This window comes from Streptomyces sp. NPDC000594, from assembly GCF_040299965.1.
Taxonomy (GTDB): domain Bacteria; phylum Actinomycetota; class Actinomycetes; order Streptomycetales; family Streptomycetaceae; genus Streptomyces.
Genome location: NZ_JBEPCY010000013.1, coordinates 135,605 through 157,283, shown reverse-complemented (window position 1 = coordinate 157,283; position 21,679 = coordinate 135,605). Strand labels below are relative to the sequence as shown.

General features: G+C 71.6%; 27 protein-coding genes. 17 read left to right on the top strand and 10 right to left on the bottom strand.

The window, feature by feature from the left end; translation table 11 throughout:
* Window positions 1-27: 27 nt before the first annotated feature.
* Genes ABT354_RS20155 through ABT354_RS20145 form a run of 3 tightly spaced genes read right to left on the bottom strand, consistent with a single transcriptional unit; the run spans window position 28 to window position 1,312 of the window.
* Window positions 28-495: a hypothetical protein gene (locus ABT354_RS20155; protein WP_351495597.1), complete on the bottom strand. Its 468-nt coding sequence runs from the start codon at window positions 493-495 to the stop codon at window positions 28-30.
* On the bottom strand, window positions 492-1,115 hold the full coding sequence (locus ABT354_RS20150) for a hypothetical protein (protein WP_351495595.1): 624 nt from the start codon (window positions 1,113-1,115) through the stop codon (window positions 492-494). Before ABT354_RS20150 ends, ABT354_RS20155 begins: the two co-directional genes overlap by 4 nt.
* A 5-nt stretch (window positions 1,116-1,120) precedes the next feature.
* Window positions 1,121-1,312, bottom strand: a complete 192-nt coding sequence (locus tag ABT354_RS20145; RefSeq protein WP_351495593.1) for a hypothetical protein — start codon at window positions 1,310-1,312, stop codon at window positions 1,121-1,123.
* Between the two features lie 4 nt (window positions 1,313-1,316).
* Here ABT354_RS20145 and ABT354_RS20140 point away from each other — a divergent pair, with 4 nt between their 5' ends.
* Together ABT354_RS20140 and ABT354_RS20135 are read left to right on the top strand one after the other, a co-directional pair.
* Window positions 1,317-1,574, top strand: a complete 258-nt coding sequence (locus ABT354_RS20140) for a hypothetical protein (RefSeq protein WP_351495591.1) — start codon at window positions 1,317-1,319, stop codon at window positions 1,572-1,574.
* 183 nt (window positions 1,575-1,757) lie between these two features.
* On the top strand, window positions 1,758-2,420 hold the full coding sequence (locus ABT354_RS20135; RefSeq protein ID WP_351495589.1) for a hypothetical protein: 663 nt from the start codon (window positions 1,758-1,760) through the stop codon (window positions 2,418-2,420).
* 440 nt (window positions 2,421-2,860) lie between these two features.
* Here the strand turns inward: ABT354_RS20135 and ABT354_RS20130 are convergent, their stop codons facing one another.
* Complete coding sequence (locus ABT354_RS20130) at window positions 2,861-3,337, bottom strand: hypothetical protein (RefSeq protein WP_351495587.1); 477 nt, start codon at window positions 3,335-3,337, stop codon at window positions 2,861-2,863.
* Window positions 3,338-3,559: 222 nt separating this feature from the next.
* Between ABT354_RS20130 and ABT354_RS20125 the strand changes: the two genes are divergently transcribed.
* Both ABT354_RS20125 and ABT354_RS20120 read left to right on the top strand, forming a co-directional pair.
* Entirely contained in the window at window positions 3,560-5,017 is a 1,458-nt protein-coding gene (locus tag ABT354_RS20125) for a hypothetical protein (RefSeq protein WP_351495585.1), read from the top strand.
* A 193-nt stretch (window positions 5,018-5,210) separates the two neighbouring features.
* Entirely contained in the window at window positions 5,211-5,627 is a 417-nt protein-coding gene (locus ABT354_RS20120) for a hypothetical protein (protein WP_351495583.1), read from the top strand.
* A 239-nt stretch (window positions 5,628-5,866) separates the two neighbouring features.
* Here the strand turns inward: ABT354_RS20120 and ABT354_RS20115 are convergent, their stop codons facing one another.
* From ABT354_RS20115 to ABT354_RS20090, 6 genes are all read right to left on the bottom strand, one after another.
* A complete protein-coding gene (locus ABT354_RS20115; RefSeq protein ID WP_351495581.1) occupies window positions 5,867-6,217 on the bottom strand; it encodes a hypothetical protein in 351 nt (116 codons plus the stop codon).
* Window positions 6,183-6,407, bottom strand: a complete 225-nt coding sequence (locus ABT354_RS20110; protein WP_351495579.1) for a hypothetical protein — start codon at window positions 6,405-6,407, stop codon at window positions 6,183-6,185. Before ABT354_RS20110 ends, ABT354_RS20115 begins: the two co-directional genes overlap by 35 nt.
* Window positions 6,408-6,590: 183 nt before the next feature.
* Window positions 6,591-6,872: a hypothetical protein gene (locus ABT354_RS20105; protein ID WP_351495577.1), complete on the bottom strand. Its 282-nt coding sequence runs from the start codon at window positions 6,870-6,872 to the stop codon at window positions 6,591-6,593.
* Between the two features lie 24 nt (window positions 6,873-6,896).
* Window positions 6,897-8,162 (bottom strand): site-specific integrase, encoded by a 1,266-nt coding sequence (locus ABT354_RS20100; protein WP_351495575.1) that lies wholly within the window; start codon window positions 8,160-8,162, stop codon window positions 6,897-6,899.
* The gene (locus ABT354_RS20095) at window positions 8,159-8,344 is read right to left on the bottom strand and encodes a hypothetical protein (protein WP_351495573.1); all 186 of its coding nucleotides are present in this window, start codon (window positions 8,342-8,344) and stop codon (window positions 8,159-8,161) included. Before ABT354_RS20095 ends, ABT354_RS20100 begins: the two co-directional genes overlap by 4 nt.
* Window positions 8,341-8,658 (bottom strand): hypothetical protein, encoded by a 318-nt coding sequence (locus tag ABT354_RS20090; protein ID WP_351495571.1) that lies wholly within the window; start codon window positions 8,656-8,658, stop codon window positions 8,341-8,343. Before ABT354_RS20090 ends, ABT354_RS20095 begins: the two co-directional genes overlap by 4 nt.
* 546 nt (window positions 8,659-9,204) lie before the next feature.
* Here ABT354_RS20090 and ABT354_RS20085 point away from each other — a divergent pair.
* From ABT354_RS20085 to ABT354_RS20025, 13 genes are all read left to right on the top strand, one after another.
* Window positions 9,205-12,909, top strand: a complete 3,705-nt coding sequence (locus ABT354_RS20085; RefSeq protein ID WP_351495569.1) for a coiled-coil domain-containing protein — start codon at window positions 9,205-9,207, stop codon at window positions 12,907-12,909.
* Between the two features lie 34 nt (window positions 12,910-12,943).
* Window positions 12,944-13,231 (top strand): hypothetical protein, encoded by a 288-nt coding sequence (locus tag ABT354_RS20080; RefSeq protein WP_351495567.1) that lies wholly within the window; start codon window positions 12,944-12,946, stop codon window positions 13,229-13,231.
* A gap of 275 nt (window positions 13,232-13,506) precedes the next feature.
* Entirely contained in the window at window positions 13,507-14,721 is a 1,215-nt protein-coding gene (locus ABT354_RS20075; RefSeq protein WP_351495565.1) for an AAA family ATPase, read from the top strand.
* Between the two features lie 27 nt (window positions 14,722-14,748).
* Window positions 14,749-16,368, top strand: a complete 1,620-nt coding sequence (locus tag ABT354_RS20070; protein WP_351495563.1) for a vWA domain-containing protein — start codon at window positions 14,749-14,751, stop codon at window positions 16,366-16,368.
* A 64-nt stretch (window positions 16,369-16,432) separates the two neighbouring features.
* Window positions 16,433-17,518 carry a DUF6744 family protein gene (locus ABT354_RS20065; protein WP_351495561.1) on the top strand — a complete coding sequence of 362 codons (1,086 nt, stop codon included), beginning with the start codon at window positions 16,433-16,435 and terminating at the stop codon, window positions 17,516-17,518.
* 319 nt (window positions 17,519-17,837) lie between these two features.
* Window positions 17,838-18,188 (top strand): hypothetical protein, encoded by a 351-nt coding sequence (locus ABT354_RS20060; protein ID WP_351495559.1) that lies wholly within the window; start codon window positions 17,838-17,840, stop codon window positions 18,186-18,188.
* Window positions 18,189-18,212: 24 nt separating this feature from the next.
* Window positions 18,213-18,590 carry a hypothetical protein gene (locus ABT354_RS20055; RefSeq protein ID WP_351495557.1) on the top strand — a complete coding sequence of 126 codons (378 nt, stop codon included), beginning with the start codon at window positions 18,213-18,215 and terminating at the stop codon, window positions 18,588-18,590.
* A 61-nt stretch (window positions 18,591-18,651) separates the two neighbouring features.
* On the top strand, window positions 18,652-18,888 hold the full coding sequence (locus ABT354_RS20050) for a hypothetical protein (RefSeq protein WP_351495555.1): 237 nt from the start codon (window positions 18,652-18,654) through the stop codon (window positions 18,886-18,888).
* Between the two features lie 288 nt (window positions 18,889-19,176).
* Window positions 19,177-19,806 carry a vWA domain-containing protein gene (locus ABT354_RS20045; protein ID WP_351495553.1) on the top strand — a complete coding sequence of 210 codons (630 nt, stop codon included), beginning with the start codon at window positions 19,177-19,179 and terminating at the stop codon, window positions 19,804-19,806.
* A 70-nt stretch (window positions 19,807-19,876) separates the two neighbouring features.
* Window positions 19,877-20,491: a hypothetical protein gene (locus ABT354_RS20040; RefSeq protein WP_351495551.1), complete on the top strand. Its 615-nt coding sequence runs from the start codon at window positions 19,877-19,879 to the stop codon at window positions 20,489-20,491.
* Window positions 20,492-20,581: 90 nt separating this feature from the next.
* Window positions 20,582-20,830: a hypothetical protein gene (locus tag ABT354_RS20035; RefSeq protein WP_351495549.1), complete on the top strand. Its 249-nt coding sequence runs from the start codon at window positions 20,582-20,584 to the stop codon at window positions 20,828-20,830.
* 52 nt (window positions 20,831-20,882) lie between these two features.
* Entirely contained in the window at window positions 20,883-21,245 is a 363-nt protein-coding gene (locus ABT354_RS20030; RefSeq protein WP_351495547.1) for a hypothetical protein, read from the top strand.
* Window positions 21,246-21,274: 29 nt separating this feature from the next.
* Window positions 21,275-21,649, top strand: coding sequence for a hypothetical protein (locus tag ABT354_RS20025; RefSeq protein WP_351495545.1), 375 nt, complete (start codon window positions 21,275-21,277; stop codon window positions 21,647-21,649).
* Window positions 21,650-21,679: the final 30 nt, after the last annotated feature.

The following is a 21,679-nucleotide window of genomic DNA, read 5'->3' as shown; positions in this document are numbered from 1 at the left end:
GCGGAGGTACTTCGTCATGTTTCGCTGTCAGCACACCATGGCACACACCTCTGACAGCGCCCCGTGGCTGCCCGGCACCGGCACATCGGTCGCCGTCGCGGGTTCGTCGTCATCATCCGCCCCCTTGGTGCCCGGCGTCGCCGCCGGGAAGGGGCGGTGGCGGATGCCGCCGCGCGGCCCGAAGCCCAGCACCGCGTACGGCCCGCCGGTGATCCGGGGGTCGGCACCGGGCTCGCCCTCGACCGCGTACAGGTGGATCACGGACCGGAGGCTGCCGTAGAACTGGGCGTCGGGGGTCATGGTCCCGTCGGCCCGGTGCTCGGTGTCGGTGTTGATCCTGCGCCCCGGGGCCTGCGGGGTGCGGGCCCGGAGGGACGCCCCGGCGGCCCGGGCCGAGGGCCACCACTCCAGCGGGCGGGCGCCGGTTTCGCCGGGAGGGATGATCTCTTCACCGGTGGGGTGCCAGATGCCCCAGGTGCGGACGCCGAGGCTCACCGGGATACCTCCTCGACGTCGTCGAGTCCGGCGAACAGAGCGTAGAACCGGTCCATACGGCCTTCGGCGTGCTTGGCGGCCCCGTAGTTCTCCAGCGCTCCGCCCAGGTCGAAGCCGGAGCGCGGGTCGGCGAGGTAGGCGGTGAAGCACCCCTCCGTGAAGAGGAGGTCGGCGTCCGGGTCGGTGGAGCGGAGCCGGGCGAGGTTGGCGTCCTGCACCGCGGCGGTTGTCCGCTCCCACGCCATGTCCATGGCCTCCTCGTCGGCGGGCATCTGGGCCAGTGCCCAGGTCCGCGCGGCGGGGGCGCTGGGGTCGGGCTCCCCGGCCCGCTCGCAGTGCTCGGCGAGGGACCGGCACTCTGCGCTGGTGCACAGGACCCGCACGGTGGCCGACAGCAGACCGTGGTCCAGCGTCTCGACGGAGACGCTCCCGGCCTCTGTGCCAGCTCGGCGCAGCGCGGCGCATCCAAGGGCCGCAGCCTCGGTGGAGACCAGGCCCAGGGTTTCCTGGACGAGCGCGGCGCGGCCGCCCCGGCGTCCGTCGCCGTCGCTCCAGAGAGTGCTGTCGGTGTGGACGACGGCGGCCGTGCCGTCGGGCAGGGTGACGGTGGTGAGCTGCATGGCAGTCACTTTACTTCTGTGGTGAGCTGGCGCAGCGCGCCGGTGGCGGCGTCCCGCACGGTGCCGTCGTCGCCCGCGCGGACGGCTTCCAGCAGGGCGAGGCCGGGAGCGTCGGGGCCCCGGTGCGCGACTTTCCGCAGAGCTCGGCGTTGACAGGGTGTGCCGGTTCCGCATCGTTCCCTCATCGGGGAGTTCACGCGCTTGCGTCTGCGCGTGATCGCCGCGGACTACCTCGCCGGAGGCGAGCTGGAACACCTGGCCGAGGATCACGGTCTGGAGCCCGGCGAACTGGAGAGCCTGCTCGCCCAGGCAGGGTTCCTGCCGATCGGGGCGATGGCGCGCCGCTACTGGCGCCGCGAGCCCATGGCCCGTATCGCGGAGTCCTTCGAGATCAACGAGCGCACCCTGTACCGCGTGCTGGCCCGCTACGGGATCGAGCGGAACAGCCGGGTGCGGTGACGGAGCCTGCCAGAGCTCCGGCCGTCCTCGCGACGCCCGGCTCCCGATGCCCTCCCGGAGGACGAGTTCCGGCCCTTCTCCGCAAGCAAGCGGCCATCCTTCCGCCATCGTGACCGATATGTGCTGCTTTGTGCCTTGACGTGGCGGCTTATAGGTGACCGTTCCGGACGAGAGGATCTGAGAGTGGACTACCACGGCATCCCGGTCAGCGGCTTCCGCGGCCCCTGCCCCTGCGAACTCCAGCCATGCGGAGGTGTCACCCGCCTCAGCCGCACCTGCGAGCACCACAGCCGACGGCGGCGGCCCACCATGCACTTCCACGCCCCCGGCTCCGAGGAGTGCCGGGCTATCGCGCGGACCCCGGTTCCACCGCTCCCGCCGGCGCCTGTTCCCGGCGAGCTGTTCGTGGCCGCGGTCGTCGGCCCGGGCGGGACGACGACCCCGGCCGTCATCGCCCGGGGATGGACCGGCCCGGGGCTCCAACCCTGGGAGAAGAAGGACGCCGAGACCCGGGCCGATCTGGCGGCCCAGACCCCGGCCCGGCTCCAGCGCCTGATGTACTACCAGGACGAGGGGATCCCCCAGGACGAGTTCCTGCGGGACGTCGCCGCGGCCGACCGGCGCCTGGACGAACTCCGCGCCGCGGACGCCGAGGCGGGCATGGTGTTCGAAGGACTGACCTTCGCCGGCGTCGTGAACGCCGACACCCCGGACGACGCGGCCCGCATGGAGTACCTCCTGTGCGACGCGCTGATCGAATACGGCAACGACCGGTACGGCTGGGTGTGGGCCCGCGAGTTCCCGGTGCTCGACTCCGACCTGCTCGGCAAGTACGACCGCGCCTGAGAACGGCCCTTCCCCGCGCCCCGACGCGGACCGGGGGTCCTTCGGCCCGGAAACCGGGGCTCCCGTCCGGCCCGTCCGGACGGGAGCCGCAGCGCAGCAGGAGGTAGGTGGGGTGGAGGACTTCGGTGAGGAAGTCGGGGAGATGGCGGGCGATTTCCACCCAGCGCCCGCTGTACGGCGCCGCGACCTCCAGCCACTCGTCGTCCGATCGCATCCTCGACGCCTCCCGGGCGCCCGCTGCTTCCGAGTCGCCATCATTTCCCTCTCACCCCTGCCCGGGTGGCGCCCCCGGGGAGAGCGCACTGCCTTTCATCCGGCGGGGTGGGGGATCACGGGTGGCCCTGCTCGCGGTCGGCTTCGGTGCCGCGCGGAGCGCTGGGCGGCCGGCCCCTCGCGCGGCTCGGTTTCCGCGGTCGGGCTCCCCGGCCCGCTCACAGATCTCAGCTGCCGAAAGGCACGGACCCCATGGCCAGCGCACCCCGGGCAGCCGCCGGCGTCAGAAACTCGAATGCCTCGCTCGCCGCCGGCCTCTGCGGCAGAAGCTCCACGATGTCGTCCCCCACGATCACGCTCACGACTCCCCTCTTCCGGGCGGCCCTGACCCACCCGGAAGGAACGTCGAGCGGCATGGGATCGACCAGTGCCCCGCCGAGCCGTGTTGAGGTCACGGAGAACACGCCCTGCCGGTAGGAGGCCCGGCAAGCGGGCGCCCGCCGGCAGGTGTTCCCGCCGAGCGTCGCAAGGTGCAGCCCGGCGGCGAGGGCCCGGGACACGATCGCCGTACTCCGCTCCCCGCCGGCGGACAGCCAGGCGGGCCGCACCGGCTTCTGATCCACCAGGGCATAGGCGATCTCCCAGCCACTGGCGTCCTCCGCCCAACCAAGCGCCGCGCGGATCGGAATCGTCGTCTGAGCCATACCGATACAACGAGACATCCCGCCCGGGGTATCTGCCCCCACCAGGCCCGTCCTCGACCTGCTCCCGACCCGGGATCACCCGAGACCGAGTTCCCGGTCGGGTGGCAGACGGGCAGTTCCGCGGTCGAGGGGGCGAGGTGCCCAGACAGCACACGCCCGCCGGGGCAGCTGCGTCTGGGATTTCGGCCTGCCCGGGTGTGTTCGTGGAGGAGAATCACGGTCATGGCGCGCTCGTTCTTTCACTTCCCCGTCCCCGACCACGAGTACGTGCAGCGGGTGCGCCGGCACCCGCCCAGCTCCCTCCTGCCGCTGATCGCCCGGGAGAGCGCGCGGCGGCCGACGAAGGAGGCGTGGACCACCGATCCCAGTGGGCTGTCCCGGCCGTGGGGTCTCGCGGACGCGGCCTGGGTATCACTGGCCCGCGGCAATGAACACCGCCAGCAGCAGGCCACCGAGGACGACCTTCGGGAGATCCTCGCCCAATACCTGGCCCTGGACGACCCGTACCGGAAACTGCCCGTCGGCGAGCGTCTGGAGGGCTTCCTCCTGCGGGTCGCCGGGCAGCAGTTCACCTGGCAGGAGGACGACTTCTCCGAGCTGGCCCGCAGTCTCGCCCTGCTCGTCCAGACCGAGCCGACCCGGCCGCTGGAGGTTCTCACCCCCGGATGGGAACGGGACCTCCTCGGCTGCCCGCTGTCCGACTACGTCGGGCTCGGACAGCTCCTCCACACCGCGGCGACCACCCGGGAGGGCCGGTTCGACCTCGCCTGGCTGCCCGAGCAGGAGCTCACCTTCTTCAAGGATCTGACCAGCAGGGCGTCGATCGAGGCGGTGATCGAGCGGCACTTCGCCACCGACGCCGCCCGGGAACGCGCCCGGGCCGCCACCGGACCGCTCGCCGCCGATCCCCGGCTGCGCCGGTACGCCCCCAACCCGCTGCGGGCCCGCCCCCTGGTCCGCGGCTACGGATGCGACTACCTCGTCCCGGTCACCCCTGCCGTCCTCGGCAAGGTCAGCCCCATGGGCCTCTACTACACCGGCCGCGACCACTACACGGACGACAAGGTGTTCACCGCGTTCACCCGCGACCTGGGCGAGCTGTTCGAGCAGTACGTCGGCCGGCACCTGCGGCTGCTGCCCGGCACCGAGGTCCACCCCGAGATCATCTACGGCCCGAACGGGGAGAAGACCGTCGACTGGATCGTGGTCCTGCCCGGCCTCGTCCTGCTGGTGGAGGCCAAATCGGCCCGCCCCACCGCCGGCCTGCGCCTCGGCCCTCAGCAGGAGTTCGGCAAGGAACTGCTCACCAAGCTCGGCAAGGCCGTGGGAAAGCAGATCCCCACCACCGCCGGCCTGATCCGCGACCGGCATCCGAAGCTCGCCCACATCCCCCACGACCGGCCCGTCTTCGGCCTGGTCGTGACCATGGAGCCCTACCACCTGATCAACTCCCCCGACTTCCGTCATGTCCTGCCGGACACGGACGTGCCCACACTGATCGCCTCGGTCAGCGAGCTGGAAGACGCCGTCACGGCCACCGACCCCGGTCTTGAACAGGCCCTGCTCACCTGGATCGAAGAGCCCGTGGGATGGTCGCTGCGGGCCCTCGCCGACGGGCGATCCGTCATCAACCCGGTCCTGGACGAAGCGTGGAGCGCCTACCCGTGGGGAAAGCCCTGACCGGCCCGTTCTCTCCCACGAATGCCCGTACACCGTCGGACACCGCCCGCGTCCAGAACAGAAGGGAAAGGGGCCGACGGGTAGGCACCAGGGCGATCGTCCGGCGTGTTCAGCGCGGAAGGACGGGCACGGTCGCGCAGAGTGAGTGCCGGGGCCGGCTCCGGCCCCGACCTCCCAGGAGACGGAGACCACGGTGACGTCGATCAGCGAGAGCATCACGGGCGAGCAACTCGCCGACAGCCTGCTGCAGGGCGTGGGCGCCGAGCCAATGAGGGCGGCCACCACGTTGCTCGGCCGCCACCGTGGCGGGTTCTGGCTGCGCCGGTTCCTTGACCAGGAGCAGGAGCTCACCACGGCCGCCGACAAGCCGGTGATCGACCGGCGCGGCACGCACCCCTCAGTGGACTGGGACGCGATCGGGCTGCTGATGCTCTCCAGGCCCTTGGCGTTCGGCGGTTCCAGCAGCGAGCTGGCCGTGCTGGAGGTTGCCGCCTCCCTGGTGAACCGCTGCGGGGTGCAGCTCGGACAGGTGATCCGGGCCGTGGACGACAGCGAGTTCCGGCTGGTCCTGCGGGCGATGCAGGAGGCCGCGTACGGGGACCGATCGTGAACGGGTGACCGCTCATGACCGGAGCGTGCGGGCCCTGGCGCCCCGCCTCCCCGAACCCACGTCAAGCACGCGCGCGCCCCGCCCCGGACCCGTTCCCCATCAGCCTGACCCAGCGTCACTCTGATCACAGAGAGCTACATGCCACTTCGCCGTAGCTTCGGGAGAACAGGGCCGAGAGCGTCCGTTCGCCGTCCGGTTGTTCTCAGGAGGGGGGCGACGAGTGCGGTTAACCCTCGTCGTCACGCCGCCGGAGGGACTGAGCCCAACCGAGGCACGGGGACCACGGCGGGGGTGGCCATGCCGTTCTCGGCCAGGGCGATGTGGTTCAGCTCGACGCTTCGGACGAGAACACCGGGCAGATCCTCGAACCGGCTCAGTGTGTCGGCGATGGCACCGGTGAGGGTTTCAGCTTGGACGACGCAGATGAACCGGGAATACCCGGGTCGTTCGGCCAGCCCGATGCCTCCTTCGTGGAAGCGGTCGAGTCCGTCCAGTGTGTCCGACTGCTCCGGGGTGAGCGGGGCGTCCAGTACGAGGTTGAAGTGCCAGGTCTGCTCAGGCACAGGCTCGGTGGTCGTTGATGAAGGCATCGATCTTCTTCGCCTCGTCTCCGGGGTTTCGGGGGGTGCAGGAGATGCGCACGGAATCGTTGCAGGGGCAGCACAGAACGGCACCCCAGTTGTGGCGGTTCTTGTCGTGCCTCACCTTCAGCCCGGCTGCCTCTGCGCGCTTGAGGGCGGCCTCCACGTCCTTCTTCTGGTGACGGTCTCCGAGTCCCATGCCACCATGTCCTACGCCCCGGCGGGGTGACATGCGGCGGAACAGGGGCCGAACCGCTCGGACGAGTGACTGCCCCGTCTCGCGGTGGACGCCGCACGCAGGGTCCTGCCCCTCAACCCAGCCCTGTGCTCGGAGGGTCCCGCCGCCTGCCCCACATCGCGATACTTCTCGTACGGCGCTGGGTCAGAATTCCCCCGGCACCCGCAAAATCACCTTCCATCTGCCCGGCGCCGACTCCCCCGCCGCCGTAGCGCTGGCGCCGCGCAGGTCGTCGTCGTAGTCGTTGTCGATGTACGCGAGCAGCCGGGCTTCGGCCTGCTCCGGGGAGTCGGCGGTGAGGACGAAGTCGGCGACCGCGACCGGCCGGCCCACTGCGGGCCGTTCGATCCCGAGGTCGCCCAGCTTCTCGGCGTCCCACCGGTCCGCCGGTACGGCGGGGAGGCTGGTCGGGTACGTCGTGGGCACGATGGGCTCCTTCGCGGTGGTGGTTCAGGCGGCGAGGTCGAGGACGCCGCGGGTGGTGGCCTCGTTCCAGGTCAGCGTCTTCTTCCGGTACACGTCGAACGCGCTGCTGGACGGGCTGTGCCGGGAGTGGAGGGCGACCTTCTCGGCCGGGTGTCCGGCGGCCAGCATGGCCTGGATGCAGCCGCGCCGCATGGAGTGTCCGGTGATCCGCCGGACCGCCTTCTGGGCGGCGCGCTTGGCGGACCGCCACGTCTTCAGGATGACGCCGGCGTCCTCGGCGGTCGGCGCGGCGGCGGCGGCCTCGTACGCGGCCTGGCGGGCCTGGGCGGCGGCGGCCGTCTCCTCCGGGGTGGGGGTGGGGGTGAGTTCGGCGGCCCGGGCGGTGGCGGTGACGATGTCGCTCACGGTCTCGGCGGTGATGCCGCCCCGGCGCTTGGGGTCGGCGGTGTGCCGTCCGGCCGCCTTCGCGCCGATGTTGCCGTGCCGGTCGATGCGGCGCAGCAGCGGCCCGGGGGTGAGCTGGCCGTCGTCGGCGAGGACGGCCAGCCACTCCTCCAGGGCGCGGATGGGGCAGAGTTCGTCGTCGCCGGGGGCGAGGATGCGGATCTCGTGCCCGCGGGCCTTCTGGTCGGCCTTGGACCGGCGGAGCTTGATGACCAGGGCCTTCACCCGGGCGGTGCCGCCCGCGGGGTCGTCGACCTTCACGGTGGTGATCTTGACGTCGTGGAGGTTGAGGCGGGCCGGTTCGCTCGCGCGGGCGGCCATCCACCACGAGACCAGCAGCACGGCGGCGTCCCGCTTGCCCCGGACGGCGGTCCGGTCGAGCTTGCGGACCATGGCGCGCAGGTCGTCGGGGGTGACCCCGTCGGCCTGAAGCGAGCCGGGCTCGACGAGCGGGTCGTCGGCCTCCTCCCCCGCCCGGTGGACGATGATCCGCTGGCACGCCTTGATCTCCGCGTCGCCGAGCGGGGCGGTGCCGATGGCGCGCAGCCCGCGCAGGGTGCCGAAGTGGGCTTCCAGGGTGCCGGTGGGGTGCCCGCGGTCCGCCAGGTCGGCGAGGTGGGAGAGCACGGCGCCCGGCTCGGTGGTCGTCCAGCCGTTCTCGGCGCACCAGTCCGTGTAGCTGCCCCAGCGGCTGGTGCGGGCGTCACGGCTGGAGCGGGGCACCGAGTCGATGAGCCGGCGGGCGGCGGCCCCGGTCATCCGCATCCCGCCGGTGGAGACATCCGGATGCGCGCGGGCCCGGCGGGGTACGGCGGTGCCCGGGGCGGCGGGGACGAGGGCGGTCATGACGGCTGCTCCTCACCGGCGGTGGCGCTCTGCCGCAGAAGACGGTCAAGGGGTGCCTGCGGGCCGGGAGCGGCCAGCCGGGCGAGGTGGGCGGCTTCGTCGAGCACCGGCACCATCGGGGGGAGGAGGCGGCTGCCCCCGGTACGGACGGCCGGAAGGCTGGTCGGCCGGCGGGTGTTCACGCGACGCTCCGCTCGTAGGAGTTGAGGGCGGCAGCCTCGCGGGTGCAGACGTCCACCACGGGGCCGGTGAGCCGTCCGGCCCGCCAGGGCTCACGGAGTCCGGCGTCCAGCAGGTCGGCGCGGGTGGCGAGCAGCCGCCACTCCCCCGCCAGGCAGCCCGCTGCCGCGGCGACGGTCAGGTTCCCGTCGCGGTCGGCGACCAGCACGGACCGGTCCCGGGCGGGCTCGTCCACCAGCGGGGTCAGGGCGCCCAGGTGAGCGGGCGTCACCGCCGCCGGCGCCGAGCCTGGGGTCTGCGGGATCTCGCCGGTCATCTTCCCCTCCTGGTCCCCGGACTCCCCCGGATTCGTTGTCATGTCCGCGCCGGTTTCTGATTCCAGCTAAGGGAAGCGTATCCGGAATCAGGAACCGCGCGCAGCCCAACGCGCCCACCCGGGCGACCCCTTCGCCACCCGCCGAATCCGGCCGGAACCCGCCCCCGTCCGAAACACTCCGCCGCGCGAGGGGCTCTCTGAGCGCTCGATGCTCCCTCACGCGCCCCTTCGCGCCGGGAATCTTCATCACGTCTCAGATCGCCGCACAGTGAATCTATGCAGGTCAACGCAGGTTCTTACTCATATATTTAATCTCAACGTTAATCATGTGTGAGTTGAATTGAAAAAGAATGAGGGGGCGACTAGGGTCAGTGAAACCGCAGATCAGCGGCCGGACGGCGCGCGACTACCCCCCTCGGGGCCCGGGCCGGCTCCGACGAGGACGTGCGGCCGGACCCCGGCCCGCCGGAACGGCCGGAGAACGCCGTGCCGCTCCCGCCGGACCGCTAGCCTCTGCGGCAGCAACTCAGGGGAGAAGGCGTGGGCGTGGCGGACGAGCAGACGACGGGCGGGGCCGGCGGCCCCGACACGTGGACCGAGCGGAAGTACCGGCAGGCGGGTTACGGCGTCGCCGACGACTGTCTCTTCGAGGGGTGCACCAAGGAGCGCGAGCTCCCGCGGCAGGGGAAGCCCGGCCGCCCGTCCGCTTTTTGTCCTGCCCACAACAATCCAGCCGACAAACAGCGCGCCTACCGGGCCCGGGACAAACGCAAAGCAGAAGCGGAAGCCCGCGCGGCACAGGACAGCGCCGCCGCCGAGCGCGACCCGCTCCCCGAGCTCCTGACCCGCCGCACCCGCGAGACCGGCGTCCTCACCGCGCTCCTCCCCCGCCTCCTCGCCGCCGTGGACACCATCACCGCCGCTCAGGAGGCCGCCGCCGACACCGACACGGTCGACGCCCACCTCGCCGCCGTGGAGACCGCGGCCGCCGAACGCGTCCGGGACGCCGCCGCTGAACGCGACCACGCCCTCCTGGCCGCCGACACCGCCCGCCGTACGGCCGAGGCCAGCGACCGAGCAGCCATCGAGTCCGAGGCCGAGCGGCAGGCCGCCACCCGGGAGGCCGCCACCGCGCTCAAGGAAGCCGCCGCCGCGGACACCGCTGCCTGCGCCGCCCGGACCGCGCTCGATCAACTCGCCGCCCAGCACCAGGCCCTCCTCGGCCGCCACCAGGAACTCATCGGGGCCCACGACCAACTCACCGACCGCCACCAGGCCCTGGAGACCGCGCACACCAGCCTCACCGAGCGGCACACTGTCCTAGTCGACCGGGCCGGGCGGCTGGAGGGCGAACTGAACGCCCTGCGTCCCCAGTACGCCGCGCTCACCGAGCGGCACGCCGAGCTGGAGAAGGAACTCCGTACCGCCGACGGGAAGCTGGCGGCGGCCACCGCCCGGGCCCAGGAGCTCGCGGGCCAGGCGGAGCAGCAGACGGCCCGGGCCGACCGGCTCGACCGGCAGCTCACCGAGGTACGGGCCGCGCACGACGAGCAGATCGCCCGGCAGAGGGCCGAGCACCTCAACGCTCTCGACGCCATACGGCGCGACCTCGCCGACGCCGCTGGCCGCCCAGCAGGCCCCCGGGACCAGGACGACGCCCCGGTCGACTCCACCGGCACCGACGACGATGGTGAAGAGGAGAGGGACACCTCGGTCGTCGCGCTCGTCGATCTCGGCATCCGGCACGGGTCCGGCTGGACCCTCGTCCGCTACGCCGACCGCGGTGACACCTGGAGTGTTCTCCGCGACGCGGAGCACGTCGGCACGGTCGAGCCGGAGCGCGCGATCACCGGGCGTGGCTCCTTGCTCGGGTGGTCCGCCAAGCACGGATTCTTCACCGTGCCCGTGCTGCGCGGAGGCCGGCACTGGCCCAGCCGCGATGCCGCCGCCAACGCCGTCATCGACTCCGCCGTCCGGCGCACTCCCGAGCGCACCGCCCCCCTGCCGCCCGCCGACTGGGCCGCCCTGGATGACGACGCCGCGGCCCAGCTCGTCGCCACGCTCATCCCGCTCATCACCGCCCGGCCCGACGACGGCAGCGCCTTCGGCCGCCTCGCGGACACGAACCGGGCCGCCGCCCTGCGCACCGCCACCCGGGCACCCCAGGCTGGCGACCTCCCCCTGCTCGCCGGCCTCGATGCGCGGACGCTCGGCCGCACCCGGCACGCCCGCGACCTTCTAGCCGCGCTCCAGCCCCTGAGCGCCGCCCAGCCCCTCCCCCTCCCGGACCCCGCACCTGCGGCCAACACTCCGCCCGCCGGGCCCCCGTCAGGACCGACCGAACTCGTCGAACTCACCGAACTGACCACGATGCTCGGTATCCGCTGCCAGCTCGTCCCCGACCCCGACCACGAGGGCGGATACCTCGTCCTGGCCGACGGCGCCCCCGTCGGGACCCTTACCCCCCGCGGGAGCGCCCGGGGCCAGCAGCAGTGGACGGCCGCGCACCGGCGCCGCATCCTGCCCTCCTCCACCGGCGGCAGCCACTTCCCCGGCGTCGAGTCCGGCGCCCACGCCATCCTCACGGCCGAGCAGGAGTGGGTGCCGCTCCCGCCGCTGGACGACAGCGCGTACCAGACCATGCCGCGCGGGCCCCGCAGCGCCGCCCTCGGCGAGGTCCAGCAGCTCCTCGGCCGCCGGCGCCGCAAGGACCCCCTCGCCGGAGTGGAACCCGCCGCGTACAAGAAGGCGCTCCTGGCCGCACTCAAGGACTTCGCCCGGACAACCACCGGGCGCATCCGCGGCACCAGCCTCAACATCCTGCTCGACGCCGCTCCGGCCGACTTCCCCGGGACTGCCGCGCCGAACCTGTACGGGTATCTCCAGATGATCCGCGCCCACTACACGGCCGGCTCGCCCGTGTCCGGGGCGGAGCCCGCCCCGGACACCGAAGGGACCGCAACAGCCCCCGCCCCCACCGCCCAAGAACCCGCCCCCGGCGACGGGACCACCGACGCCGCCGTCGGCGCCCCGGAGAGCGGGGCCCACGATGAACACGCGCCGCACGAGGACACCGCGCCCGCCCGCGGGCCGATGTACGACCGGATCGAAGACCTCGGTGAGCACGGTGGCTCCGGCTGGGCCCTCGCCCGCAGCGCCAGCCACCACCACCTGTGGACCCTGCTGCGCGACGGTCAGCGCACCGGCAATGTCCAGCGCCATGCCCTCGCAGCAGACGACTCCTCCGATCTCGGCTGGAGCGCCGACGGCAACGCCTTTCCCGTGCGCCCCAAGCGAGGCCGGTACTTCGGCGAGCGCGGCGACGCCGCGAAGGCGGCCATCCGCGCCGTGCTGCGGCAGGTGCCTCAGTCGTCGGCAGGGCGCCCGGGGTGGTGGACGGCTCTCGACGCGCAGCAGGCCACCACCATCGCCCGCGCCGCCGTGCCGCTCGCTGCCGCCACGACTGCGCCGGTGCCCGTACGGGAGGCGGCCCTCCGGCTCGCCACCCGCGCCCCCCACGACGACGACCTCACCCTCTTGACCGGGGCCCAGGTGCGCGCGCTCGGACCGGAGGCCACTCGCCTCGCCACCGCGCTCGCCTCCGTCCGCCCCCCCTCCCCGTCCCCCGGCCTTCCCGCCCCGCGCACCGAACAGCCGGACCACCCTGACACCGTCGAGGTGGGCGAACACGACGGCCGGCGCTGGACCCGCCGCCCCGACCCCGACCACAAAGGCGGCCACCTCGTCCTCGCCGACGACACCCCGGTCGGGGCCATCACCCCACACCTCCACCAGGGCAAGCCGAGCGGCCGGTGGACCGCCACCCACCGGCGGCGCACCACCGCCCCCGGCCCCGGACGCCACACCAGCGACGACGCGGCAGTCCGCTCGATCATCCGGGCCGAAAGCATCTGGGTGCCGCTCCCGCTGCTCGACGACGCCGCGCACCAGCGGATCCCTGCCGACCTCCGCGCCGCGCTGACCGGGGCCGCGGCCCGCATGGACATCACTGCGGGCCGACTCGCAGAGATCAGGCCCACCGAGCACCGAACCGCACTCCACGCCGCGCTCCAGACGGCGGCCCGGGCGTCGGACGGCATCCCCGGCGACCAGCTCACGCTCCTCCTCGACGTCTCCCGGGAAGACCTCGGCGCCGCGGACAGCTATCCGGCGACCCGGCTGTGGTCGGCCCTGCAGAAGGTCCGCGAGCACTACACCAGCGCTCGGAGTGCCGGAAGCGACAGCGTCTGACCGAGCCGCGCCCACCCGACCAGGAACGCCGTTCATGCCGAAGCCCAAGACGCCGAAGAGACCCACTGCCCGTACTGAGCGGCTGCTCTTCGGAGCCTCCGTGCACTGTGCCTTCCCCAGCTGCGACACTCCGGTCGTCGTGTTCATCGATGGGCTGCCGTCCCCCGGGGCGGCGGTGGCGCACATCCGCTCGGCCGTTCCTGGCGGGCCACGCCACGATCCCTCCTACGACAAGGACGTTTGCCGGCGGTCAGGATCCGGGACGATTCCGCTGGGGAACTTCAAGGAGCTGGTGCTGCCACTGCGGCCGGTGTCGCGCTGATCGCGATTCCTGTCAACGTGCTCACCGTGCGCCGGCAACTACGCGTGGGCATGCGGGCGGCTGACGCGATCGGGTGAAGTGCCCGGTGGCGGCAGCATCGGCCGGACGCGTGGAGGGCCACCGGGCACCCCCAGTCTCCCCCACGGGGAAACCAGCCGGAACGGAGGGGCCTCCCCGTCTGGACAGCGCCACGTAAGAATGCGAAAACGCACGTTTTTGCATCCACGTTCGCTACGCTGTGGAGTCCAAGTGGGTTGTGTATCTGGGAGGTTGGAATGACGGTGGCATCAGGCATTGACAAGGGCGCGGTGGAGACCGCCGGCCGTCTGCGGGCGGTGGTGGAGGAGCTGTCCGCCGCCTTCTACGAGCGGGAGGATGTCGTCCGGACCTTGGTCGCGACGATGCTCGCCGGGCAGCACGCTCTGCTGCTGGGCCCCCCGGGTACGGCGAAGTCGGAGCTGGCGCGGGAGCTGACCTCCCGGGTCGAGGGGGCGAACCTCTGGGAGATCCTCCTGTCGAAGTTCACCGCCCCCACCCGGATGTTCGGCCCGATCGACGTCGCCGCCCTGAGCCGGGGCGAGTACCGGCAGGTGTTCGAGGGCCGGGCCACGACCGCGCACATCGCCTTCATCGACGAGATCTTCAAGTGCTCCACGGCCGCGCTCAACGAGACCCTGGGCTTCCTGAACGAGCGGATCTACCACCCGGAGAACGGCGGAGCGCCGATCCGGTGCCCGCTGATCAGCGCCATCACCGCCTCCAACGAGCTGCCCTCCGGTGAGGACAGTGTGGCGATCTACGACCGGCTCCTGGTCCGGCTGGAAGTCGACTACCTGACCGACCCGAGCAACTTCGCCGCCCTCGTCCGCTCCGCAGTAGAGCAGCCGACGGCGGCCGGGCGCACCACGGTCACTCTCACCGAACTGCAGCACGCCGTATCCGCCGGGGTGCCGGGAGTGGGCGTCCCTGACATGATCCTGGATGCCCTGTGCACCCTGCGGGCCGCCCTGCGCCACCGGGAGATCATCGCCTCCGACCGGCGCTGGCGAATCTCCGTACGGCTGCTCCAGGCATCCGCGCTCCTCGACGGCCGGGCGGAGGTCGCCGAGAACGACCTCGCGCTGCTCACACACGTCCTGTGGGACTCCCCCGCCCAGCGGCCGGCCGTGGAGCGGGAGGTCCTGCAGATGGTGAACCCTGATGCGCGCGAAGCGCTGGACATCGCCGACGCGATCGAGGAACTGGGCGCCGAACTCGACGCCAAGGCGGGCCAGTCCCGCGAGGCTCTGTCGGACTGGGCAATCAAGGAGGCCAACGCCAAGCTCAGCCGCGCCGGGAAGAAGCTCGCCCAGCTCCGTTCGGACGCGCAGGCGGCCGGCCGGTCGACGGTGTCCATCGACCGTGTCATCGCCCGGCAGAAGGCCGTCCATTCCCGTGTGCTGACCGAGGCCCTCGGCTTGGACGCCTCGGTGATCCAGGCCCAGGTCTGACCGGGACCGGGGAAGAGGGAGGACATCGTGGGCAAGACGCTCACCAAGCTCAAGGACCTGGCCGCGCGGGCCGGACGGTGGCTCGGGCTCGCGCAGCCGCCGGCCCGCGCCACCACCGCGGTCGTGTCCGACCGGTTCGACGACATGACCTGGCGCGAGACCTACGACCAGGCCCCCGCCCTCCGTGACCTGGCGGACGAACTCGCCGACCGGTTCGACCACACCACGGATCTGATCCGCGATCTGTTCCTCGCGGCGTTCAAGGCGGCACCGCGTCTGCGCGGCCGCACGGACATGGACCCCTCCCGTCTGGTCAACCACCAGGTCGTCGAGTCGATGCTCACCAGCCCCGAGTACGAGGAACTCCACCGCGAGACCGCAGGCGACCCGTACGCCGCCGCCATGGCGGTCCTCGCTCAGGCCGAGGCCCTGCGGCGTCTGCTCGAACAGACCCGGGAGGCCCAGGAGAAGGGGCAGGAGGCCCGGGACGCCCAGCAGGACGCCGTCTCCGCCGCCCAGGCCGTGGCTGAGGCGCTGGCACGGGCCGGTGAAGCGGAGGACGCGAAGGGCACCGTCCCCCACGGGTCGGCCGCCGCCGTGGACCAGTCGATCGAGGGAGCTGAGCACGCGGACGAAGCGGCCCGCGGGGCCGAGCAGACGGCCGCGCAGGCCCTCGGCGCCGTCACTCCGGCCATCCGGACGGCGATCCGCCGCGCGACAGCCCGGGCCGCCGAGGCGGCCCGGGAGGAGGACGCCCTGATGCGGGCCTGGGGCCTGGACCCCGGCCGGCTGGAGCGGATGCCGTTCGAGGAACGGGCCCGGCTCGCCGAACGCCTCCGCACCAGCCGCCTCGGCGACTTCGCCGACCTCATCGGCCGGTTCCGGATCATGGCCGTCGGCGAACGGGCCCGCAGGGTCGAACACGCGCCGGGCGAACTCGTCGGGATCACCCTGGGCGACGACCTCTCCCGCCTCGTCCCCTCCGAACTCCCCAACCTCGCCGTCCCCGCCCTGCGGGCCGTCTTCGCCGCCCGGTACGCCGAGGCCGGCCTCATGCTCTACGACAGCCGGGGAGAACAGAACACCGGCCAGGGCGCGATCATCGCCTGCATCGACACCTCCTACTCCATGGAACTCCCCCTCGGCGCCGACGGCACCACCGGGGAGGCATGGGCCAAAGCCTGCGCCCTCGCACTCCTTGACCAGGCCCGGCAGTCCAAACGCGACTTCGTCGGCATCCTTTTCGGTTCCGCGACCGAACGCAGCGTCCACCGCTTCCCCGCCGCCACCGTGCCCCCGATCAGCGATGTCATCGACTTCGCCGAGACCTTCTTCGCCGGCGGAACAGACTTCGAGACCCCGCTCACTGCAGCGGCGGACCTCCTGGAGAAGGAGTTCAACGAGGCCGGCCGGGCCCGGGGCGACATCGTGTTCATCACCGACGGAGAGTGCGAGGTCAGCGAGGAGTGGATGCACCGCTGGAACGAGGCCAAGCGGCAGCTGGACTTCCGCACCTTCGGCATCGCCATCGGGAACGGTGCCTCGACCGGCACGGGATCCGTGCTCGACGCGCTCTGCGACAACCTTCGCAATCTCACCGACCTCGCGGACCCGCGGGCCGCAGCCGACCTCTTCCGTCTCATCTGAGAGCGGCGGGCAAGTCCCGCCGTCGAGTACCCAAACGTCCGTTTTCGCAAAGGAGCCGCAACGCATGTCCACACCCCCGCCCGATACCCCGGGTCCGGAGCTCAGGACCGGCGACGCCACCTTCGACGCCTACGCCGAGGCCATGGGGAGCGACAAGGCGCCCCTCCTCGGTCACCTCGTGCTCTACAGCGTCTTCGATGGCCAGGTCACGCGGGACGACCTGGCCAGATGGTTCGCCGAGCTTGACCTGGACGAATCCCTCCTGCCGCCCCCCCTGCGGCACACCGACGCCTACGAACGCGTCACCGGACCCAACGGCGTCAAGATGAGCTACCCCCTGGACGATCCGAGCGCCATCGGTCCGGCCAGCAAGTACGGCCGGCGCCGCGGTCGGAATGAGTACGTCACGACGGTCACCCTGATGGTGCGCCCCGTCCGGCGGGACGGAGGCCAGATCGTCCGCCACGTCGTACGGGAGATCCGGGACGAAGAGCGGTCGAACCTTGAGTACGACACCCGCATCGCCATCTGCACCTTCGACCGCGACAACTCCGAAGGCAGTGCCGAAGGGGCCGGCACGCTGACGGTCGAAGAGAACCGGTCCGCCATCGCCCGTCTCCCCGAGGCTGAGCAGGCCACCGTCCGTCAGATGCTCGCCGAGGTGGCTGACTCCTTCAGCCGGCGGTGCACCTACCTGACCAGCGACCGGCTCCGTTCGGTGGTCCGCCAGTACGTCGAGAACCTCAACGCCATTCGGGTCCGGCCTACCGGAGGCGTCTACTTCGTCCACCGGCAGCACGCCCAAGTGCTCGGCGCGCTCAGAGAACTCGTCGGCCGCTTCGGCCAGGGCAGCCATTTCGTCCGAGTCCCCCTCCCGGACCAGGAGGAGATGCGCGAAATGATCATCACGGCCTTCACCACCAAGGCGAAGGACGAGCTGGACGAGCTTGCCCGTGACATCGCCGCCGCCCAGCGGAATGGGAAGGTCGCAGAGGCGCAGAAGCTCTACCAGCGGTTCACCACCCTCCAGGTCGCGACCAACGAGCACTCCGACCTGCTCTCCACCTCTCTGGACGACACGAAGGCCGCCCTCCAGCTCGTCAAGATCCAATTGGGAGGACTGCTCGCCTCGGCGACCGAGGAGGAGTAGCGGACCCCGGCGCTGCCGGGGCCGTTCTGTCGCGTACGGTCCTGCGCTGCGCTCCGGCCCGTACGGGGTTTCGCCTTCCCTGCTTTTCGATTTTGGGGGTCGGGGGGCTGCGTGCAAGGTCGTTCGGTGCGTGTCCTCGCCGGCCCGCTCCTTCGTCGCTCTACCGGCTGCGGTACTCCCTGCCTCCCCTGCACTCCGTCCCCCGTCCCCCGACATCTACAAGCGCAGGGAAGGCGGGAAAGAAACGGTCCGCGGGCAGAGGCCCGGGGGAACATCCCGCCGCACCCGACCAACCCGTACGACCAACTGGAGAAGACAGATGAAGCCGCAGCAGTCCGCCACCGTCACCGACCACGTCATCCCTGCCGAGGCCCAGAGCCAGGCCGTGAACGACGTTGCCGCACTCGTCCACCGCGCGGCCCGGCGGGACGAGGTCACGGAAGAAGCCGTCCTGAGCGACCTGTCGGACGCAATGCTCGGTGCCGTGTACCAGGGGTACGCGCTCGCCATCGCCCAGGACTTCACCGGTCAGGCCAGGGAGGACGCTGCCCGCCGCACCGCGTACCAGAAGCTCTGCGAGGGGGGTGCCCCCGGCTTGGCCTACCGGACCGTGCTGAGGCTCTGGGGACGCCCCCGGCGCCGCCGTCCGACCTTGGCCCCGGGAGTGTGAACCCCACCCAAGTATGGTAGAATAATGAATGTCGAAACGGGGAGGGCAAGCCTCGCGGCGACCACCACGACCAACGAGCTCAAGGAGATCCCCATGGCAGGCCGTCCCTTCAGTCAAGTCGCAACCGGGCCAACGCTCGACGCGGCGTTCCGCGAAGCGGTGGCGGAAGCGCAGCGTGAGTACGGTGCCCATTCGTACTCCGGCACGATCGGAATGAAGCAGGAGGTCACGCTCATCGACGAACCGCCGAGGGAGGAGGGGGACGCGCGCCTTCGCGTGGAGAGGCTGCTCGACCTGGACGACGGCCGCATCCGGAACAAGTGGGGTCCGGCCGGCGCCCTGCCGCTGCACCCGGTCGGCGGTTGCCCGGCGTGGCTCCTGTTCGGTTGGGCTGCAAGCTGATGGCGCTCACCGAGGTCCAGCCCCTCTTCGACCGCCCCCGCAGCCTTTCCGGAGGTGAGCGGTGAGCGCCCTGCCCGAGGCGGCCGCCGTGTCCGCCCGTCCGGCCGAGCGGCGCTTCCCCCGCTTCTGGGGGCGGCGCCAGCCCTCGACCCCGCCGTACGCGGAACTCGACTGCGCCTGCGGCGTGCGCATCTCCGCCGCCGGACTCGTGGGCGTGCTGGCCACCCGGAAGAGCATCTTTCATCACAAGTGCCGGAACGAGCCTGCCCCCGCCGCCCCGGACGCGACGAAGCCGTAGGGCCCGGCGGCGAAGCCGCAGCGCCCGGAAGGAGGGTACATGGCTGTTCTGAACTACCGCATCACGCCGGTTTGGCCCGATGAGAGGCAGCCGGGCCCCGCCAGCGCTGTCAGGCGGCGTTGTACGCATCGCTGGAACCGCCGGGAGGCGAAGCGCGCCGAAGAGAGGCTGTGGCGCAGGGAACTCCGAGTTGACACGCATCACCAGAGCGGGTAAATTAGTACACGTCGGAACGGGGAGGGCAAACCCCGGTCCGAGCACCATGAACACCCCGATCAAGGAGTCCGCATGTCTACCCCCGACCGTCGCCACATCATCGTCATCCTCGACCGCTCGGGCAGCATGAACCGGGTCCGCGAGGACACCGAGGGCGGTCTGAACGCCCTGCTCGACGAGCAGCGCCAGGTGAACCGCGAGGGCACCACCGTGACCCTCGTCCAGTTCGACGACGAGGTCGAAACCGTCTACAGCGGCAAGCCGCTGACGGAGATCCCCGCCTTCTCCTTCCAGCCGCGCGGGATGACCGCCCTCATGGACGCCATCGGCACCACGGTATGGAAGGAGGAGAGCCGCATCGGCAAGCTGCCGCCCTCCGAGAGGCCGTCCGAGGTCATCCTCGTGATCCTCACCGACGGCAAGGACAACGTGTCCAGGCAGTATGAACCGGGACTGGTCCGTCACCTTCTCGACGGAGTCGCGGGCCGGGGCTGGACGACCCTGTTCCTCGGGGCCAACCAGGACGCCTTCGAAGTCGCGGGAGGTCTGGGCGTCTCCCGGGCGACCACGATGAGCTTCGACACGAGCCGGACGCAGGACACCCTCACCGCGACGGGCCACATGATCGCGCGCGGCACCCGCACCGGAGAGTTCACCTTCTCCGACGAAGAGCGGTCCGCAGCCTCCCGTACGGGCGAGTAGGCCCGCCGTACGGCCGCCCCGGGGCGCGAGACCCCGGGGCGGCCCCCTTCACCGCGAGAGGCGCCATGCCGTGACCAGCCAACCCGACACCAGCCCGACCGCCGGCCTCCAGTTCGCCAGCGCCGTCGCCTCCGACCTCGGCCCGCAGTGGAGCCCGGAGCCCTCTGCCACCCACCCCGGCCGCTACCAGTTGACCGACGGCGGCGGCTCGCACCTCGTGCTGCTGCCCGGAGCGGTACGCGCCATCCTCCCGGAGGTGCACGACACCTACTCCCTCAAGCGGCGCCCTTCCTCTCCCGAGATCGGCGTCACCCCCCACAGTCCCGCCCACGTCGCCCAGCACATCGCACGGCGGCTGCTGCCGAAGTACGAGACCGCCCGCGCCCGGCTCGCGGAGCTGGTGGCCGCCCGGGATTCGGAGCGGCGGGGCCGTGCGGAGAGCGCGCGGAGACTGGCCTACACCCTTTCGCCGGTGGCAGGACGGGCCACCATCTCACCGGATACGCCGATGCGGGGCCAGACCTCCGTCAGCCTCGCGCTCGCGCCGTCTCCCTGGGTCGCCGCCGTCATCGACGCCGGCGGAGCGTCCGTGACGCTCTCCATCAGCGGCCTTTCGACGGACGAAGCCGTCAGGGTGGCCGAACTGGTGCGCTCGATGTCCAGCCGGGTCGAAGAGTTGACGTAACCACCGACAGCAAGGTAAAGTAATACATGTCGAAACGGGGAGGGCAAACCCCGGTTCGAACGCCACGCACTACTGAAACCGAGGACTCTCGTGACCACACTCCGGCACATCACCGTGCATGTCGTCATCACCCGGCGCGCCGCCCCCGAACCGACGACCGTGCTCCTTCCGCCCGACCTCCTCGCCGCGCTGCTGCTCACCCACGACTGCCCGGGTGCCCCCGGAGGCCCCGGCGAAGCTGGCGCCCCGACCGCGCGTGACACGCAGGGCACCCGCCCTCCGACCCTGCGCCCCCTCACCGAGTCCGAAGTGCACCGGTTCCTGAACGACCTCGGCTGACCCGCCGCCGGGGCCGGGAGACCGGCCCCGGCCACTCCCCGGAAAGAAGACCATGGAAGCCACCACCATCACGTTCGACGACGTGCTCACCTTTGTCCGCCACTCGGCCACGGACGCTGACCTCGACCGCTTCGACGACACCACACAGAAGCGAAGCCGCGCTCTGCAGACGGAGCGTGTGGACAACCTCGCCCCCGGCCAGAAGGTCCGCCTCGACAAGTACAAGGACGCCCGGCTCAACGGGCTGACGGGCACGATCACCCACCTCGACCGCCAGCCGCGGAAGACGGTCTACGCCGCCGTACGCCTCGACGAGGAGTCCACCCAGCGGTTCGCGTCCTTCCAGCCCGTCCCGGACGGTCAGAAGGAGCACACCGTGACCCGCCTGCACGCAACCGGCTGCTACCCGGCCTGACGCCCGACCACCACCGAAAGGAGACCGCGATGGCCACCACCGCCGACGCCGTCAACGCCTTCCTCGCCGAGCAGGCGAACGACGGCCACATCGAGACCCTCCGCCCCGTCATCAGGAAGCGACGGGAGGCCCTGAGGATCATGCGCGTGTCCGCGCTCAAGGTCGGTGACGAGATCACCACCGCCGAGATCAGGCCGAAGTACTTCGCTGGTCTGAACGGCACGCTCACCCACATCTCCGCACCGTCCCGTGGCAGCAGGCAGAGCACGGTCATCCGTCTCGACGCCGAGTCCACCCAACGCCTCCGCCAGCGCTACTGGATACCGGAGGACGAGATGGAGTACCAGATCGACGTCATCCCGCTCGCGGCGTGCTTCCTGAAGGGGACCGCCCCCGCGAAGTGACCGAACCGCGCGGTGGCCCGACCGGGCCAC